Below are 15,039 nucleotides of genomic sequence, written 5' to 3' on the forward strand. Positions count from 1 at the left end.
CGGCCTCCGCTCAGTCCGCGGTCGTGAGGCGGCCGTCGACGAAGTCGGTGAGCGTGCCCACCGTCTCGAACACCTCGCCGGTGAAGTCGTCGTCGTCGATCACGATGTCGAAGCGGTCCTCGAGCGCCGCCGCGAGCTCGACGACGCCGAGCGAGTCGAGCTCGGCCAGCTCGCCGAAGAGCCCGGTGTCGCGCGTGATCGAGCCGGCCCGGTCCTCGATGCCGAGGGTGCGGGTCAGCACCTCCACGACGCCCGCGAGGCTGTCGGTGTGCTGGCTGGTAACGGTGTCCATGACGCTGGTTCCCCCTGCTGCTTCTGCTGCTTGTGCTGACTGGTCGGTGGGTGCGCGGTCGGGCGACGGCGCCGGCTCGGCGCTCACACCAGCACCTCCGCGGGCGCGGGATGGCCCAGGAACGCGGTCGGGCTGGCGGTCAGGCCGTAGGCCCCGGCCTGGAAGACGGCGACGAGGTCACCGACCTCCACCTCGGGCAGGTCCACCTCCTCGCCGAGCACGTCGAGCGGCGTGCACAGGCAGCCGACGACGGTCACGGGTCCGGCGGGCTCCTCCGTGGCCCGGGCGGCGAGGGCGACCGGGTAGTTGCGCCGGATCACCTGGCCGAAGTTCCCGGACGCGGCGAGCTGGTGGTGCATGCCGCCGTCGACGACGGCGTAGCTGCGTCCGCGCGACTCCTTCACGTCGACCACGCGGGTGACGTAGAGGCCCGCCTCGCCGACGAGGTAGCGCCCGAGCTCGATCACGACGGTGGCCTCAGGCAGCGCCGGGGCCAGCCGGCCGTCGACGAGATCGGTGAGCCGTGACCCCAGGGCTGCGAGGTCGAGCCGCTGGTCCTTCTCGAAGTAGGGGATGCCCCAACCGCCGCCGAGGTTGACGTACTCGACGGTGCCCGGCACGTGGGGCGCGAGCTCGAGGACGAGGTCGACGGTCTTCTCGAGTGCCTGCACGAGGATGTCCGCGCTGAGGTTCTGGGAGCCCGCGAAGACGTGGAAGCCGACCACGTCGACGTCGTGCTCGGACACCTCCCCGAGCAGCGAGGGGATGGCCTCGGCATCGACGCCGAACTGCTGCGGGCCGCCGCCCATGCGCATGCCGGAGCCCTTGACCGCGAACGACGGGTTGACGCGTACGGCGGCGCGCGGGCGCAGCGCGAGCTCCTTGCCCGTGCGGACCAGGCGCGCCAGCTCGGTGCGCGACTCCACCTCGACCGTGACGCCGGCCGCCACCGCGCGGCGCAGCTCGGCGTCGGTCTTGCCGGGGCCGGCGAAGCTGATGGAGCCGGGGTCGCAGCCGGTGTCGAGCGCGACCGCGAGCTCGCCGGCGGAGGCCACGTCGAGGTGGTCGACCAGTCCGGCGAGGTGCTGAACGACGGCGGGCATCGGGTTGGCCTTCACGGCATAGCCCAGGCGCAGCGAGGCGGGCACCGCCGCCCGGACCTCGGCCACACGGTCGGTGATGAGGGCGCGGTCGTAGGCGAAGAACGGTGTCGAGCCGACCCGCTCGGCGAGGCGGTCGACCGGGACGCCCCCCACGAGGAGCCGACCGTCGGTCGTGCCGTGGGCGGCGACGTGGTCGCTGGTCCTCATGCGGGGTCCTCACGGCGTTGTTCGGGGGAGCGAAGCGGAGGAGAAGAAGGTCGTGGGGAGTTCATCAGCTCCTGGCGGAGCAGGACCCGGTCGAACTTGCCGTTGGGGGAGCGCGGCAGCTCACTGCGCACCAGCACCTCGGCGGGCACCATGTAGCGCGGCAGCTGGCGGCGGAAGACCGCGACCAGGTCGGTGGGGTCCAGGCTCTCCCCGGACGGGCTGACCACGACCACCACCCGGTGCCCGAGCGCCTCGTCGGGCAGGCCGAGCGCCACCGCGTCGCGGACCAGGCCGCTGTCGTAGGCGACCTCCTCGATCTCGGTGGGGCTGATCCGGTAGCCGGAGGTCTTGATCATGTCGTCGGTGCGGCCGACGAAGTAGAGGAAGCCCTCCTCGTCGGCGACGACCCGGTCTCCGGACCACACCGCCAGCTCCGGCGTACGCCAGTCGGGCCGGTCGCCGGGCACGGGGCGGAACCGCTCCGCCGTCTTGTCCGGCGCGCCCCAGTAGCCCTGGGCGACGAGCGCACCGCGGTGCACCAGCTCGCCCTCCTCACCGGGCGCGCACGGGGTGCCGTCGGGCCGGGCCACGAGGATCTCGGCGTTGGGGATGGCCTTGCCGATGGAGTCGGGCCGTCGGTCGACCTCCGCCGGGTCGAGGTAGGTCGAGCGGAACGCCTCGGTCAGGCCGTACATCAGGAACGGGCTGGCCTGGGGGAAGAGCTCGCGCAGCCGCGACAGAGTGGACTGCGGCATCCGGCCGCCGGTGTTGGCGAAGTAGCGCAGCGACGAGGTCGCCTCCGCGGGCCACTCCGCGGCGGTCAGCTGGATCCACAGCGGGGGCACGCAGGTGAGGCCGGTGACGCCGTGGCGGGCGCAGAGCCGCACCACGTCGCGGGCGAGGAGGTAGTTGACCAGCACGACGTGCGCGCCCGACGCGAACGCCGTGGTGACCTGGCTGAGCCCGGCGTCGAAGCTCAGCGGGAGCGCAGCGAGGATCACGTCCTCCTCGTGGTTGCCGAGGTAGCTCGAGACGCTCTCGGCGCCGACGAGGAGGTTGCGGTGGGACAGCACGACGCCCTTCGGGCGGCCGGTGCTCCCGGACGTGTAGAGGATCGCCGCGGTGTCGACGTCGATGACCGTCGACGGGTGAGGTGCGCCGGCGACGGCCGCGACGCGCTCACCGAGGTCGTGCAGCTCGACCTCGCCCCCGGTGGGCGCTGCCCCGTCGGCGTCGACGAGCAGGACGTGGGCGAGGCCCGCGCAGCCCTTCGCGTCGTCGCGGATCGACTCCCAGCGCTGGCGCGAGGTGATCAGCACGCGGACGTCGCAGTCGCCGAGGATGTAGGCCACCTGGGCGCCCTTGAGGGCCGGGTTGACCGGCACGAACACCGCGCCGGCGACGGAGGCGCCGAAGATGCCGGCGACCGTCTCGGGACGCTTGTCGAGGTAGACCGCCACGCGGTCGCCCCGCTCGACACCGAGGTCGGCCAGCACGGCGCCGGTGCGCCAGGCCTGCTCCCACGCGCTCGCGTAGTCGAGCGTGACGTCCTGGTGGCTGAGTGCGGGACGGTGGCCCGAGCGGACCGCGCGTTCCTTGAGCAGGTGGTGCAGGTTCGTCCGCATCTGGTCAGGCCCCCATCGTCCTCACGCCGGCCGCCGCCCCCCGGCGACCCACGGCACGTCGAGTGGTCGACTCGCCGTCCCGTCAGGGACGCTACGTACCGGAGGCCTCGGCGTGGGCTTCTCCGGCGGGTAGTACCGGATTTGGGGTAGTGCCCCGGTCGACGGCGTCGCAGAGGTCGAGCCAGGCGGGCCCGCGCGGTGCGCGCAGCAGCGACGGCCGGACGAGGGTGCGCACCGCCGCGCGGGCGATCGCGTCCCCCCGCAGCGCCCGCGTGGACTCCCGCAGCATCAGCGCGACCCAGTAGAGCGCGGTCTCCGGACGCGAGAACAGCCGCGAGAACAGCCGGAGCCGGTTGGCGGTGAGCAGCGCCCACAGCCGCGGCGAGGTGCCCGAGCCCCCCTCGAGGTGCTGCGCGCCCGCGGCGGGGACGTAGCGCACGCCGAGGCCGCGGGATCCGGCGCGGAGGTGGAAGTCGGTCTCCTCCGAGTAGAGGAAGTACGACTCGTCCCACGGGCCGCAGGCGTCGAGGCAGGCGCGGCTGACCAGCTGCGTGGAGCCCTCCGCCCAGTCGGGTCGGGCCTCGTGCTCGTAGCGCAGCGGGTCGGTCACCACCTCGCCCAGCGCCGGCCAGCGCCCGGCGACGGTCGCGCCCAGGACGGCGTCGGCATAGGCGCGCAGCAGCGTGGGCCGGCGGCGCATCGAGTGGATCAGTGCACCGTCGGCGTCGGTGAGCCGCGGCACGGCGATCCCGGTGCCCGGCTCGTCGAGCCCAGCCAGCAGCGTCGGCAGGCAGCCGGGCAGCAGCCGGACGTCGGGGTTGAGGACGAGCACGGCGGGGGAGTCGTGCGTCTCGGCGATCGCCGCGTTGACCCCGGCGGCGTAGCCGGCGTTGCGGCCGGTCTGCAGCACCGTCACGTCCGGGGCGAGTCTCCGCGCGACCGCCACGGTGTCGTCGCTCGAGGCGTTGTCCACGACCACGAGCCGGTAGGGCACGTCGCCCGCCCCGGCCGGGAGGGACGCGATCAGGCCGGGCAGCACCTCGGCGCTGTTCCAGGTCACGACCGCCACCGCGACCGGGCCCCGGCTGGTCCGTCGTGGGGTGTTCATGCGACGACCGGGGAGCGTGGGCGGCGGCGCAGCAGCGACGTACGCGCGGGGGTGACGGCCGGCGCGGTACGGAGTCGAGCCTTCGGGCGGCGCCGTTCGAGCATGAGCAGGACCGCCAGGGTGACGGCCATCCCGGACAGCCCGGTGGCCGCCAGCGCGCGCGAGCGGCTGCCCGAGATCGGGATGACGGTCGGGTACTTCGAGGACGGCACGGCCCGGGCCCGCAGCGCCAGCGGGGCGCCCATGTCGTCCTGGATCTGCTCGAGCAGCAGCGAGATGCGCAGGGACGTGGCGCGGGCGGTGGCCAGCACCTCGTCCGGGCTGGACGCGGCCACCTGGACGTCGAGGTAGTTGGCGGGGAAGAGCGGGCGCCACTGCGTGCCCAGGTTGGGCACCCGCACCTGGACGCCCTCGCGGTGTCCCTCACCGACGATGGTCGCGGCCACGTCGCCGGTGAGCAGCGGTGGCGCGCCGTCGTTGAAGTCTGTGGCGATGACGCCGACCAGGGGCTGGAGGCCGTAGACCGGGTCGTCCAGCACGGTCGTCTTCTGCGCGCCGCTCGGTCCGACGAGCAGCACGTTGTACTGCGTCCAGTAGACCGGCGTCTGCTGCGTGACGACGTAGAGCGCGCCCAGGGTGAGCACGCCGCCGAGCAGCACGACGTACCACCGTCGCAGCGCGGCGACGAACAGGTCGCGGGCGGTCATCGTGCGACCCCCGGTGGGGCGTGGGTCATCCTCGTCCGATCCCCCGCCCGATCTCCTCGACCGGCTCGACGAGCTGCGGCGGGAGGTGGAGGTAGGCCGTGGTCGTGCGCTTCTGGTCGATGTCGCCCCACACCCGCTGCACCTGGTCCGGGGTGAGGCCCGCGGCGGCCGCGACCTGCTCGATCGGGCGGCCGGTGTTCTTGCCGTGGAGGCAGATGTCCATGAGGTTCCACGGCAGCGAGAAATAGAACTCCTCCTGCGACTGCGGCAGCGAGTAGGTGTCGGTCGTGGACGGGCGGGTCCGGATCGCCTCCGGGACGCCGAGGTGCTCCGCGAGCGCGTAGACCTGGGTCTTGTAGAGGTGGGCGATCGGCTTGACGTCGGCGGCCCCGTCGCCGAGCTTCACGAAGAAGCCCTGGTCGTACTCCAGTCGGTTGGGCGTGCCGGTGACGACGTAGTTGAGCCGGTCGGCGTGGTAGTACTCGACCATCCGACGCGCGCGCTGCTTGAAGTTCGTCGCCGCCACGATGCCGAGGTAGGACTCGGTGGTGAGCCGGTGGCGGGTGGTGGTGCCATCGGGCGCCTGGACCACCACGGAGTAGAGCCGCAGGCTCTCGGAGTCGACCACGCTCGGCAGCACGATCTTGGACAGGTGGTCGGGGCCGTAGTCGGGGCAGACCATCCGGATGGCCGCGTCACGCCGCTCGTAGCACCCTGCCGCCTGCAGGATCGGCGTGATGTCCTCGACCACCGAGTCGATGCCGAGGGCGTCCGACACCATGGTGCTGAAGCCGAGGGTGTCCTCGGAGGAGTCGCGCTCGGGCATGTGGATGCCGAAGACGCGCTTGGCGCCGAGGGCCTCCACGCAGAGCGCGGCCACCACGCTGGAGTCGATGCCGCCGGAGAGGGCCACCGTGGCGCCCTTGCGGCGGGACCGGCCGAGGTAGTCGCGCAGCATCGTGGTGATCCGGGCGACCTCGGCGTCGAGGTCGAGGGCGAACGGGTCGGAGTCGACCGATGCCTGCTGCGTGCCGGGCACGGCTTCGTCCAGGTCTTGGGACGCGGTGGTCATGCGGTGCTCCTCACGGGCTGGACCCGGTCGATGACGGTCATCGGCTCGGGCGGGTGGTTGTCGGTGGCGCGGCCGGCGTCGACGACGAGCTGCTGGTGCAGCAGCTGCGTGGAGACGACCGCCAGCAGGCGCATGTTGTCGGTGTTGCCGGTGCGTACGCCGTGGGTGCGGGCCGCCTTGGTCAGCAGCCCCTGCACGGCACGCGGGTTGAACACGCCGGCGTCGGCCACCGCGGCCGGCGACGTGACGTCGCCCAGCCAGTCGGGCGGCGTGTCGGTGAAGAAGCTGGCGGTGTCGGGTGCCCGGTAGGGCTGCTTGGGCCGGCGCCGGATCTCCTCGGGGACGAGGTCCTCGAAGGCGAGCTTGAGCAGGTGCTTCTCGTCGAGCCCGTTGAGCTTGTGGCGGGCGGGGAGCTGGTTGGCGAAGGCGATGACGTCCTTGTCGAGGAAGGGGAAGCGGCCCTCCACGGAGTTGGCCATCAGCATCCGGTCGCCCTGGCTGGACAGGATGTAGCCGGGCAGCAGCGTGGTCATCTCCAGCCACTGGGCGCGGGACAGCGGGTCCCACGACGCGCTCTGCGGCGGGAGCAGCGCCAGGACGTCGTCGCCCGCGCCGCGGACGACCTCGTCGAGCAGCCCCGGCGCCAGCATCCCCTTCACGGCGCTCGTGGACGCCCATCGGGGGCGGTGCGAGATCGCCGGGTCGTCCGGGTCGAGGTCCTGGCCGAAGAAGCTCCGGGCGAAGGCCGGCGCCTGTCCGGGGTTGTTGGCCATCCAGGGGTAGAGCAGCTCGACCGCCCGGTCGCGGGTGGTCGAGCCGGGGTCGCGCGCCCAGAACGCGCGCACCCGCCCCTCGCGGAAGATGTCGTAGCCGGCGAGCACCTCGTCGGCGCCCTCGCCGGTGACCACGACCTTGTAGCCGTTCTGCCGGACCAGCCTGGAGAGCAGGAAGAGCGGCGCGGGCGCGGTGCGCAGGATCGGCGTCTCGGTGTGCAGCACCACGTCGGGGAACACCTCGGCGACGTCAGCGGGCGAGACGGTGATGTCCTGGTGCTGCGCGCCGAGCTGGGCCACCATCCGCTGCTGGTGGACCCCCTCGTCGTACTCGGCGTCGGCGAAGCGCAGCGAGAAGGTGTGCAGCGGTGCGTCGGTGTAGCGGGCGATCACCGCCGCGGTGATCGAGGAGTCGATGCCTCCGGAGAGGTAGGCGCCGACGGGCACGTCGCTGCGCAGGAAGCGGAGCCGGGCGGCCTCGACGATGCGCTCGCGCAGCTCGCGGGCGTTCTCCTCGACGTCCTGTCCGGGCTCGGCGCCCCGTGCGGGGAAGTCGGCGCTCCAGTAGGGCCGGCGGCGGAAGCCGTCCCGGTCGAGCACGGCGACGTGGCCGGGCTCGAGCTGCTCGATGCCGCGGAAGACCGTGCGCGGCGCGACCGTCGACCAGTACGTCAGCACCTGGTCGAGGCCGACCGGGTCGAGCTCGCGCGGCACCTCGGGGTCGGCCATCAGCGCCTTGACCTCCGAGGCGAAGGCGATCCGGTGCGCGTCGCGCGTGAAGAAGAGCGGACGTACGCCGAGCCGGTCGCGCGACAGCACCAGGCGGCGCTCGCGGCTGTCCCACAGCGCCAGCGCCCACTGCCCGTTGAACCGGGTGAAGCAGTCCTCGCCCCACTCCTCCCAGGCGTGCACGATCACCTCGGTGTCGCTGTGCGTGCGGAACCGGTGACCGCGCCGGCGCAGCTCGTCGCCGAGCTCGACGTAGTTGAAGATCTCGCCGTTGAAGGAGATCCAGAGGGTGCCGTCCTCGTTGCACAGCGGCTGCGCGCCGCCCTCGGTGTCGATGATCGCGAGGCGGGTGTGGCCGAGCGCGGCCTGGTCGTCGAGGTAGAGGCCGCTGCCGTCGGGGCCGCGGTGCCTGAGGCGGCCGATCATCCGGGTCACGAGCTCGCGGTCGGGGGGAGGTCCGTCGGTGACGACGACCCCGCAGATGCCGCACATCAGGCGGGCCTGCCGGCGCGCGCGAGGACGGCACGCATGCCCTCGGCGGTGCCGAGCTGGTCGGGGTCGATGTCGTCCTCGCGCAGGACGACGTCGAAGACGTCCTCGAGGAAGATCGCGGCCTTGACGGCCTCGAGCTGCCGGTCGCCGGCCGGGTCGCGCAGCCGGGCGTACTCCGCCAGTGCGCGGTCGACCTGCTCGTCGGCTCCGTCGTCCTGCACCGGGGCCGGACGGCGGACGCGATAGTTGAGCATGGCTGAGTTGTCGTAGTCGGCGTTGACGACGCGGCCGGGGTTGCCGGCGACGAGCGCGCGCGGCGGGACGTCACGCGCGATGATGGTGCCCGCGGAGATGGTCGCGCCGTCGCCGATCGTGACGTCGCCGCTGATGGTGGCGCCGGGGCCGATCCACACGTCGTTGCCGATGCGCGGCACGCCCTGGTCGCCGGCGGCGACCCGCTGGCCGATGGTCACGTTGTGGTGGAGCACGCAGTTGTCGCCGATGCTGACCGGGCCGACGAAGACGCCGGTGTGGTGCATCAGGTAGAGCCCCGGCCCGATGCGGGCGCGGTGGTCGATCTCGGCGTGGTGGATCGTCGACGTCCGGCGCCGCCAGACGGCGCTGACGATGCGCGGCGCGAGGCCGAGCACGCGGTGCTGCCGGTGGTAGCGGCGTACGGCCTGGTCGAAGCGGTAGCACGCGACGACGCGGAAGTCCGCGTTGAGCAGCCACAGCCGCAGCCGCTGGCGCGGGCCACGGCGGCCCTCAGCGGAGATCGCGTAGTACTTGTCGAGGTCCGTGCGGAACGGACGAAGGTCCGGGTCGTCGACCCGGCCGTGCAATGCCCCCATGGCTGCCCCCGGAGTCGTGAAGGTCAGCCCACGGGCTGGGTGGCCCCGGTCTTGGCGAGCACGAAGCGGGTCAGCCCGCCGATGCTGCCGAGGTTCTCGAACACGGTCTCGGACTCGGCCACCTCGATGCCGAAGCGGTCCTCGAGGAACTCGATCAGCTCGAGGATGCCGGTGGAGTCCACCACGCCCTTCTCGAGCAGCGACTCCTCGTCGGCCGGCAGCCGGTCGGTGTCGCCGAAGAGGTAGTTGTCCCCCATGAAATCGCGCAACGTCTCCCTGATCTGGTCGCGCTCCATCTGGTCCTGCACGTCGGCCTCCCAAGTGTGTCATCGGCCCGCCCCCTGTGGGCCCGCCGATCAGTGGAACAGGTGTCGGGGCCGCCTGCCGGGTGCGAGCAGGGATGCTCCCCAATAGTGGTGACGGGTCCTGCGCGGCCCCGTCCCGGGCGTCCCAGGAGCCCTAGCGTTCCCCTGTCGGCCCGCTCCTCTCGCGGGCCCGGGAACGGGGGACCTCGATGATCGGCGCGGGCACGGACATCGTCTCGGTGGCACGGATGGCGAGCCTGGTGCAGACCGGCGGCGACCGCTTCCTCCAGCGCTGGTTCACCGGCGCCGAGATCGACTACTGCACCTCGATGGCGCGCCCCGAGCTGCACTTCGCGGCCCGGATGGCGGCCAAGGAGGCCGTCGTGAAGGCGCTGCACGGTCCCGGCGACGGCCCGGTGCCCTATGCCTCGATCGAGATCACGCGCGGCGACGACGGAGTGCCGGGCGTGGCGCTCAGCGGCGACGTGCTGGCCCACGCACAGAGTCGTGGAGTCGGACCGATCCACGTGTCGATGTCGCACTGCGACGAGTACGCCGTCGCGGTGGCGCACGCCGAGGCTGCCCCGGCGGCCTGAGGCGTCAGCCGGGCTCACCTGCGGGCGCGACCGGCTCCCAGCGGCACCGCCTGCGGGCGGCTCCACTCGTCGGGCGGTCGCACCGCGGCGGGACCGCCGACGAGCCAGACCTCGCCCCACTGCACGCCGGCGAGCCAGTCGCCGTCCGCCAGGAGCGGCCGCAGCCGGGCCAGGTCGCCGACCTCGAGACCGGTGACCAGCACCCGGTCGGCCGGGTCCAGCGAGGCCAGCGCCACGGGCAGCTCGGGGAGCTGGAGGGCGGTCATCGAGACGGGGCGTCCGTCGCGCTCGAGCACCACGGGCCATCCGGCACGCGCGGCGAAGCCGCCGACCCGGTCGACGTTGACCAGGTGCAGCGGGTGGGTGCTCGACCAGTCGACGAGGTCGACCTCGTGCGCGATGTCGGCGAGCACGACCGGGATCGCAAGCTCCGCGCGCACCTGCGCGGCCAGTCGGGACTGCCGCAGCCAGGTGCGGCGCCAGCCGTGGCTGCGCACCAGCGGCAGCCGGCGCCAGTCCGGTCCGCGCGCGCCGACCGTGCCGCAGCTGGTGTGGATCGGCTGGAGCGCGGGGTAGCGGTCGCCGACGTGCCGGTGGGCCTCGTCGAGCCGCGCCAGGTTGGTGGTCATGCTGTTGTGGGTGATCGCCGTGTCGACCGCGCCGGCCAGCCGGCCCCGGGCGCGCACGCGCAGGGAGTACTCGACGGCGTAGGCGTGCCAGGCCAGCTCGGGGTCCTCGCTGAGCGGCTCGGCGAGCAGGTCCTCGCGCCGGGCTATGACCAGGACCTCGTCGAGCGTGTCCACCGGCACGGGGCTCGGCGCGGGCTCACCGATCAGGATGACCCGGTCGCGCAGCCGGCCGGCCGAGGAGCGGGTCGCGGTCACGCCGTTGGCGCCGAGGATGCCCCAGCGCTCGTCCTCGAGCCAGGCCGCGCCGGCGGCGAGCTGGTCGACGTCGTGGAGGTAGACGTCCTGGTGGACCAGCACGACCACGTCGTGGTGCGCCAGCCGCACCGCGTGGTTGAGCGCGGCTCCCGCCGTGGAGAAGGCGTGGGTCGTGTTGTCGATCGGGAGGTACTCCACCTCGACCGGACCGTCGTACGCCTCGAGCGATCGGTCCAGGCAGTGGCGTCGTACGGCAGGGTCGTTGAACACGCACGCGATCGTCAGTCCCACGGCGCGAGTCGACCACGGCGTCCGCGGCCGTCCACCGGTCGAGCGGCGACATCCCCCGAGTGGGGTACGCGCGTGCAGTGGTGTCCGGGTGATGCTGGGTGCCAGGGGGTACGTGATGGCACGGAATCGACGCACGGCCGCGTTCGCCGTCGCGGCGCTGGTGGCTGCCGGTCTCGGCGCGGTCGGCTACCGCGCGCTGGCGCAGCCGGAGCCCTCGCCGGTCGAGGGCTCGGCGAGTGCGGCGTCCTCGTCGGGCGACGAGTCCCCGGACGACGACGCTCCGGTCTTCCCGGGGCCGGACGACACCGGCGTACCGCCCGGGACGGAGCTGGAGCCGTACGCCGGTCCGTGCACGCTGGTCGAGACCGTCACGCTGTCGGGCGTGGACGCCACTGGCGTGTGCCCGGCCATCGTGGTGCAGGCGCCCGGCGTGCGGATCGAGGACTCCCGCGTGCCGCGCGTGGAGTCCACCGCGACCCAGGTCGACCCGACGTTCTCGGTCGAGGTGGTCGACTCGGACGTGGTCGCGGGCGAGTGGATCGGCGGCGCGGTGTGGGGCACCAACATCACCGTCCGCAGGACCGACGTGACCGGCGGTCAGCACAGCGTGCACTGCGGCAGCGACTGCGTGGTCGAGGACTCCTGGCTGCACGACCAGTTCAACCCCGAGGGTGAGGCCGCCCACAACAACGCCTTCATCACCAACGGCGGCACCGACATGGTGGTGCGCCACAACACGCTCCACTGCACGTCGACGCTCAACGCCACCGGTGGCGGCTGCACGGCCGACCTCTCGCTCTTCGGCGACTTCGAGCCGGTGCGCGACGTCCTCGTCGAGAACAACCTCCTCAAGGCCAACGGCGAGTCGATCTCCTTCTGCGCCTACGGCGGCGATGCCCCCGGCAAGCCCTTCCCCGAGGCCACCGGCATCGTCTTCCGCGGCAACGTCTTCGAGCGCGGCACCAACGACATGTGCGGCGTCTACGGCCCCGTCACCTCCTTCAATGCCACCTCCGCCGGCAACGCCTGGCAGGACAACACCTGGGACGACGGCAGCCCCCTCACCCCCTAGCGCCAGCGAGCCTCGACACCACGCCCCTTGGTCACCCTCTCGGTGGTTGAGGTGCGAGCGCGAGCGAGCCTCGAAACCACGCCCGCCCCCCGTTGGTCGACCTCTCGCTGGTTGAGGTGCGAGCGCCAGCGAGCCTCGAAACCACGCCCGCCCCCTGTCAACCCCGGTGGTTGAGGTGCGAGCGCCAGCGAGCCTCGAACCCACGCCCCTTGGTCACCCTCTCGGTGGTTGAGGTGCGAGCGCCAGCGAGCCTCGAAACCACGCCCGCCCCCTGTCAACCCCGGTGGTTGAGGTGCGAGCGCCAGCGAGCCTCGAACCCACGCCGGCCCCACGCTTGCCCTCGCTGGTCGAGGAGAGACGGAGTCCCGTCACGAGACCCCTCAACAACCAAGTGGTGAGTGGCCCAGCGACGGACGAGCAAGGCGTAGCGAGACCTGCTCACGGGACGCCTCCACAGATCCACTTCGTCGCCGGCGAGTGTCGGTGGCGCGCGGTAGAATCGAACACATGAGCGAGGCAGTGAAGCAGGGCGCGGAGAGGGTCGCAGACGACCTCTCTGCCACTGCCCTGCTCGCGCTCGCTCGTGATCGCCGGGCCACSGAGAACCGTGCAGCCGCCGATCTCCTGGACGTCGCTGCCCGCTGGGCCGACCTGCACCCGCCGGAGTCGATCCACCACGCCGCGACCTTCACCGTCCCCGGCTGCGAGCACGAGGAACCCATCGCCGGCGAGGGTGCGCCGCTGGTGGCGGAGTGCCGAGCTTGGCGCCGTGCTGGGGATGTCGACCACGTCGGCGAAGAAGCTCATCGGCCACGCGTTGGAGCTGCGTCACCGCCTTCCGCGCCTGTGGGCACAGGTCCAGTCGGGTGTCGTCCCGGCGTGGCGGGCCAGAACGGTCGCGGAAGCCACGATCCACACYGTCCCCACCCTGACAGTCGAAGCGGCCGCGCACGTGGATGCGCAGGTCGCTGCGGTCGCCGGGCGGATCGGTCCCGCGCAGCTGGACCGGCTGGTCGCGCAGACGATCAAGCGGTTCGACCTCGGCGCACCCGACCCCACCGCTGACCCGGAGGACGGGCACCTGCACGTCGACCCCCGCCATGCCACCTTGCACGACGAGGACGTCGACTTCGGCGGCACGATGCCCTTCGACGCCGTGCTCGGCATCGCCGACGCCTTCGACCTGGGCCACGCCGTCGCCCAGGACGCCGCGGCGCAGAAGGCCCTCGGCTCCACCGAGTCCCTCGACGTGCGCAGGTCCAAGGCCCTCGGCAACCTCGCCCGCGCCCAGACCGCTCTCGACCTGGCCGGCATCGGCGCCGACCCCGCCAACCACCCGGCCAACGTTCCGGCCGCTCGGGAGGTCGTCATCCACGCCCACTTCGAGGCCACCACCGTCGGTGAGACCACGGTGTTCGGACCCACCGGTCGGATGGAGAACCTCCAGCGCCTGGTGCTGCTGGAGCAGGTGCAGGGCTGGTGCGCCGACACCCACACCAAGGTCACCATCAAGCCCGTCATCGACCTCAACGCCGAGCTGTCCGCACCGGGTTACACGATCCCCGCATGGCTTCGCGAGCAGRTCGCCCTGCGCGACGGCAGGCGAGTTCTAGGTAGTGACGCAACACCTCGTCTGAGGAGTTGTGATGAGGAAGTTCACCAAGCCCGATCTGCCGCGTGAGTGGCGAGTTCTAGGTAGTGACGCAACACCTCGTCTGAGGAGTTGTGATGAGGAAGTTCACCAAGCCCGATCTGCCGCGTGAGCATGAACGTCGGTTCTGGCGGGCCATCCGAGCTGGCATGACCCTGCAGGAGGCGACGGACTCGGCCGGCGCGTCGTTGGGCTGGGGATCACGGCTGCTGGCCAAGGCTGGTGGCGTGAACCCAGCCAAGACGACCGAGCCTTCTGGCGAGCGCTATCTGAGGTTTGAGGAACGCGAGGAGATCATGCGACTGCAGGCCAGTGGTCTGGGCGTTCGTGCCATTGCCCGCGAGATCGACCGCAACCCTTCCACGGTCAGCCGCGAGCTCAAGCGAGCTGTCGGCGTCCGAGGCTACCGAGCATCGATGGCTCAGACGCATGCCGATCGAGGTCGACGTGGACCACGCAACGCCAAGCTCGCGACCAACCTTCGTCTGCGTCGGGAGGTCCAGACTCGGCTCGAAGGCCGCGACAGCCCCGAGCAGATCGCTGGCAGACTCAAGGTTGACTTCCCCGACGAACCGGAGATGTGGGTGTCGGTCGAAACGATCTACCAGTCGCTGTACATCCAGGCCCGTGGCGGGCTCAAGCGCGAACTGACGGCGTATCTGCGCACGGGCAGGTCGATGCGCAAACCGCGTCGGGCGCCGGGGTATCGCCGCACCCGGATCCCGGACATGGTGATGATCAGCGAGCGTCCCGCTGAAGTCGAGGACCGTGCCGTGCCCGGGCACTGGGAGGGTGACCTGATCATGGGCTCGAAGTCCTCTGACACCGCTGTCGGGACACTGGTCGAGCGGACCACCGGGTTCGTGATGCTGCTGCACCTGCCCGACGGTCACGGCACGCTCGCCGTCCAACAGGCCCTCGTTGCCAAAATGCTCACGCTGGACGAGCACCTGCGCCGGTCACTGACCTGGGACCAAGGCTTGGAGATGGCCAGCCACCGCGAGATCGCCAAAGCCACCGGCTTGGACATCTACTTCTGCGATCCACACTCACCCTGGCAGCGCGGGACCAACGAGAACACCAACGGCCTGCTGCGGCAGTACCTACCCAAGGGCAAGGACCTGTCGTTCTTCGGCCCCGGCATGCTCGACAACATCGCCGCCGAGCTCAACTCAAGACCTCGCAAGCGCCACGGCTTTCGCACCCCTGCCGAGATGCTCGAGAAGATACTGACCAAGACCGCTGACAACCACGGTGTTGCGTGACTACCTAGATTCCGCC

The 15,039-nt window shown here is 71.8% G+C and carries 15 protein-coding genes; 4 read left to right on the forward strand and 11 right to left on the reverse strand.

What is annotated here, in order from left to right; genetic code table 11:
* Positions 1 to 10: 10 nt before the first annotated feature.
* The 9 genes from ASC64_RS04125 to ASC64_RS04165 form a co-directional block, all read right to left on the reverse strand.
* Positions 11 to 292 (reverse strand): phosphopantetheine-binding protein, encoded by a 282-nt coding sequence (locus ASC64_RS04125; RefSeq protein ID WP_056906202.1) that lies wholly within the window; start codon positions 290 to 292, stop codon positions 11 to 13.
* 83 nt (positions 293 to 375) lie between these two features.
* A complete protein-coding gene (locus ASC64_RS04130; protein ID WP_056906203.1) occupies positions 376 to 1,602 on the reverse strand; it encodes a pyridoxal-dependent decarboxylase, exosortase A system-associated in 1,227 nt (408 codons plus the stop codon).
* Positions 1,599 to 3,227, reverse strand: coding sequence for an acyl-CoA ligase (AMP-forming), exosortase A system-associated (locus ASC64_RS04135; protein ID WP_082550171.1), 1,629 nt, complete (start codon positions 3,225 to 3,227; stop codon positions 1,599 to 1,601). The genes ASC64_RS04130 and ASC64_RS04135 overlap by 4 nt, the downstream gene beginning before the upstream one ends.
* Before the next feature lie 91 nt (positions 3,228 to 3,318).
* Complete coding sequence (locus ASC64_RS04140) at positions 3,319 to 4,335, reverse strand: glycosyltransferase family 2 protein (RefSeq protein WP_082550172.1); 1,017 nt, start codon at positions 4,333 to 4,335, stop codon at positions 3,319 to 3,321.
* Positions 4,332 to 5,042: a hypothetical protein gene (locus tag ASC64_RS04145; protein WP_056906204.1), complete on the reverse strand. Its 711-nt coding sequence runs from the start codon at positions 5,040 to 5,042 to the stop codon at positions 4,332 to 4,334. The genes ASC64_RS04140 and ASC64_RS04145 overlap by 4 nt, the downstream gene beginning before the upstream one ends.
* Positions 5,043 to 5,067: 25 nt before the next feature.
* Positions 5,068 to 6,114 carry an NAD(+) synthase gene (gene nadE / locus ASC64_RS04150; protein WP_082550173.1) on the reverse strand — a complete coding sequence of 349 codons (1,047 nt, stop codon included), beginning with the start codon at positions 6,112 to 6,114 and terminating at the stop codon, positions 5,068 to 5,070.
* On the reverse strand, positions 6,111 to 8,108 hold the full coding sequence (asnB, locus tag ASC64_RS04155; RefSeq protein ID WP_056906205.1) for an asparagine synthase (glutamine-hydrolyzing): 1,998 nt from the start codon (positions 8,106 to 8,108) through the stop codon (positions 6,111 to 6,113). Before asnB ends, nadE begins: the two co-directional genes overlap by 4 nt.
* The gene (locus ASC64_RS04160) at positions 8,108 to 8,959 is read right to left on the reverse strand and encodes a serine O-acetyltransferase (protein ID WP_082550174.1); all 852 of its coding nucleotides are present in this window, start codon (positions 8,957 to 8,959) and stop codon (positions 8,108 to 8,110) included. The genes asnB and ASC64_RS04160 overlap by 1 nt, the downstream gene beginning before the upstream one ends.
* Before the next feature lie 23 nt (positions 8,960 to 8,982).
* A complete protein-coding gene (locus tag ASC64_RS04165) occupies positions 8,983 to 9,267 on the reverse strand; it encodes an acyl carrier protein (protein WP_235563510.1) in 285 nt (94 codons plus the stop codon).
* 206 nt (positions 9,268 to 9,473) lie between these two features.
* Here ASC64_RS04165 and acpS point away from each other — a divergent pair, with 206 nt between their 5' ends.
* Positions 9,474 to 9,860 carry a holo-ACP synthase gene (gene acpS, locus ASC64_RS04170; RefSeq protein ID WP_056906206.1) on the forward strand — a complete coding sequence of 129 codons (387 nt, stop codon included), beginning with the start codon at positions 9,474 to 9,476 and terminating at the stop codon, positions 9,858 to 9,860.
* A 14-nt stretch (positions 9,861 to 9,874) separates the two neighbouring features.
* Here acpS and ASC64_RS04175 read toward each other — a convergent pair whose 3' ends face one another.
* A complete protein-coding gene (locus ASC64_RS04175; protein ID WP_056906207.1) occupies positions 9,875 to 11,035 on the reverse strand; it encodes a glycosyltransferase in 1,161 nt (386 codons plus the stop codon).
* Between the two features lie 115 nt (positions 11,036 to 11,150).
* Here ASC64_RS04175 and ASC64_RS04180 point away from each other — a divergent pair, with 115 nt between their 5' ends.
* Positions 11,151 to 12,107 (forward strand): hypothetical protein, encoded by a 957-nt coding sequence (locus tag ASC64_RS04180; protein WP_156384996.1) that lies wholly within the window; start codon positions 11,151 to 11,153, stop codon positions 12,105 to 12,107.
* A gap of 438 nt (positions 12,108 to 12,545) precedes the next feature.
* Here the strand turns inward: ASC64_RS04180 and ASC64_RS04185 are convergent, their stop codons facing one another.
* Positions 12,546 to 12,914, reverse strand: a complete 369-nt coding sequence (locus ASC64_RS04185; RefSeq protein ID WP_056906209.1) for a hypothetical protein — start codon at positions 12,912 to 12,914, stop codon at positions 12,546 to 12,548.
* On the opposite strand from ASC64_RS04185, the gene ASC64_RS04190 reads away from it, so the two are divergent.
* Positions 12,886 to 13,788 carry a DUF222 domain-containing protein gene (locus tag ASC64_RS04190; RefSeq protein WP_156384997.1) on the forward strand — a complete coding sequence of 301 codons (903 nt, stop codon included), beginning with the start codon at positions 12,886 to 12,888 and terminating at the stop codon, positions 13,786 to 13,788. The two genes, ASC64_RS04185 and ASC64_RS04190, sit on opposite strands and share 29 nt — an antisense overlap.
* Before the next feature lie 47 nt (positions 13,789 to 13,835).
* On the forward strand, positions 13,836 to 15,023 hold the full coding sequence (locus ASC64_RS04195; protein WP_082550177.1) for an IS30 family transposase: 1,188 nt from the start codon (positions 13,836 to 13,838) through the stop codon (positions 15,021 to 15,023).
* Positions 15,024 to 15,039 lie beyond the last annotated feature (16 nt).

Origin of the sequence: Nocardioides sp. Root122, from assembly GCF_001425025.1 — a bacterium.
In the GTDB taxonomy this organism is placed as follows: Bacteria; Actinomycetota; Actinomycetes; order Propionibacteriales; family Nocardioidaceae; genus Nocardioides.

Coding starts and splice junctions, on each gene's coding strand:
- ASC64_RS04125 (WP_056906202.1), bottom strand. CDS start 292: ATGGACACCGTTACCAGCCAGCACACCGACAGCCTCGCGGGCGTCGTG.
- ASC64_RS04130 (WP_056906203.1), bottom strand. CDS start 1,602: ATGAGGACCAGCGACCACGTCGCCGCCCACGGCACGACCGACGGTCGG.
- ASC64_RS04135 (WP_082550171.1), bottom strand. CDS start 3,227: ATGCGGACGAACCTGCACCACCTGCTCAAGGAACGCGCGGTCCGCTCG.
- ASC64_RS04140 (WP_082550172.1), bottom strand. CDS start 4,335: ATGAACACCCCACGACGGACCAGCCGGGGCCCGGTCGCGGTGGCGGTC.
- ASC64_RS04145 (WP_056906204.1), bottom strand. CDS start 5,042: ATGACCGCCCGCGACCTGTTCGTCGCCGCGCTGCGACGGTGGTACGTC.
- nadE (WP_082550173.1), bottom strand. CDS start 6,114: ATGACCACCGCGTCCCAAGACCTGGACGAAGCCGTGCCCGGCACGCAG.
- asnB (WP_056906205.1), bottom strand. CDS start 8,108: ATGTGCGGCATCTGCGGGGTCGTCGTCACCGACGGACCTCCCCCCGAC.
- ASC64_RS04160 (WP_082550174.1), bottom strand. CDS start 8,959: ATGGGGGCATTGCACGGCCGGGTCGACGACCCGGACCTTCGTCCGTTC.
- acpS (WP_056906206.1), top strand. CDS start 9,474: ATGATCGGCGCGGGCACGGACATCGTCTCGGTGGCACGGATGGCGAGC.
- ASC64_RS04180 (WP_156384996.1), top strand. CDS start 11,151: ATGGCACGGAATCGACGCACGGCCGCGTTCGCCGTCGCGGCGCTGGTG.
- ASC64_RS04195 (WP_082550177.1), top strand. CDS start 13,836: ATGAGGAAGTTCACCAAGCCCGATCTGCCGCGTGAGCATGAACGTCGG.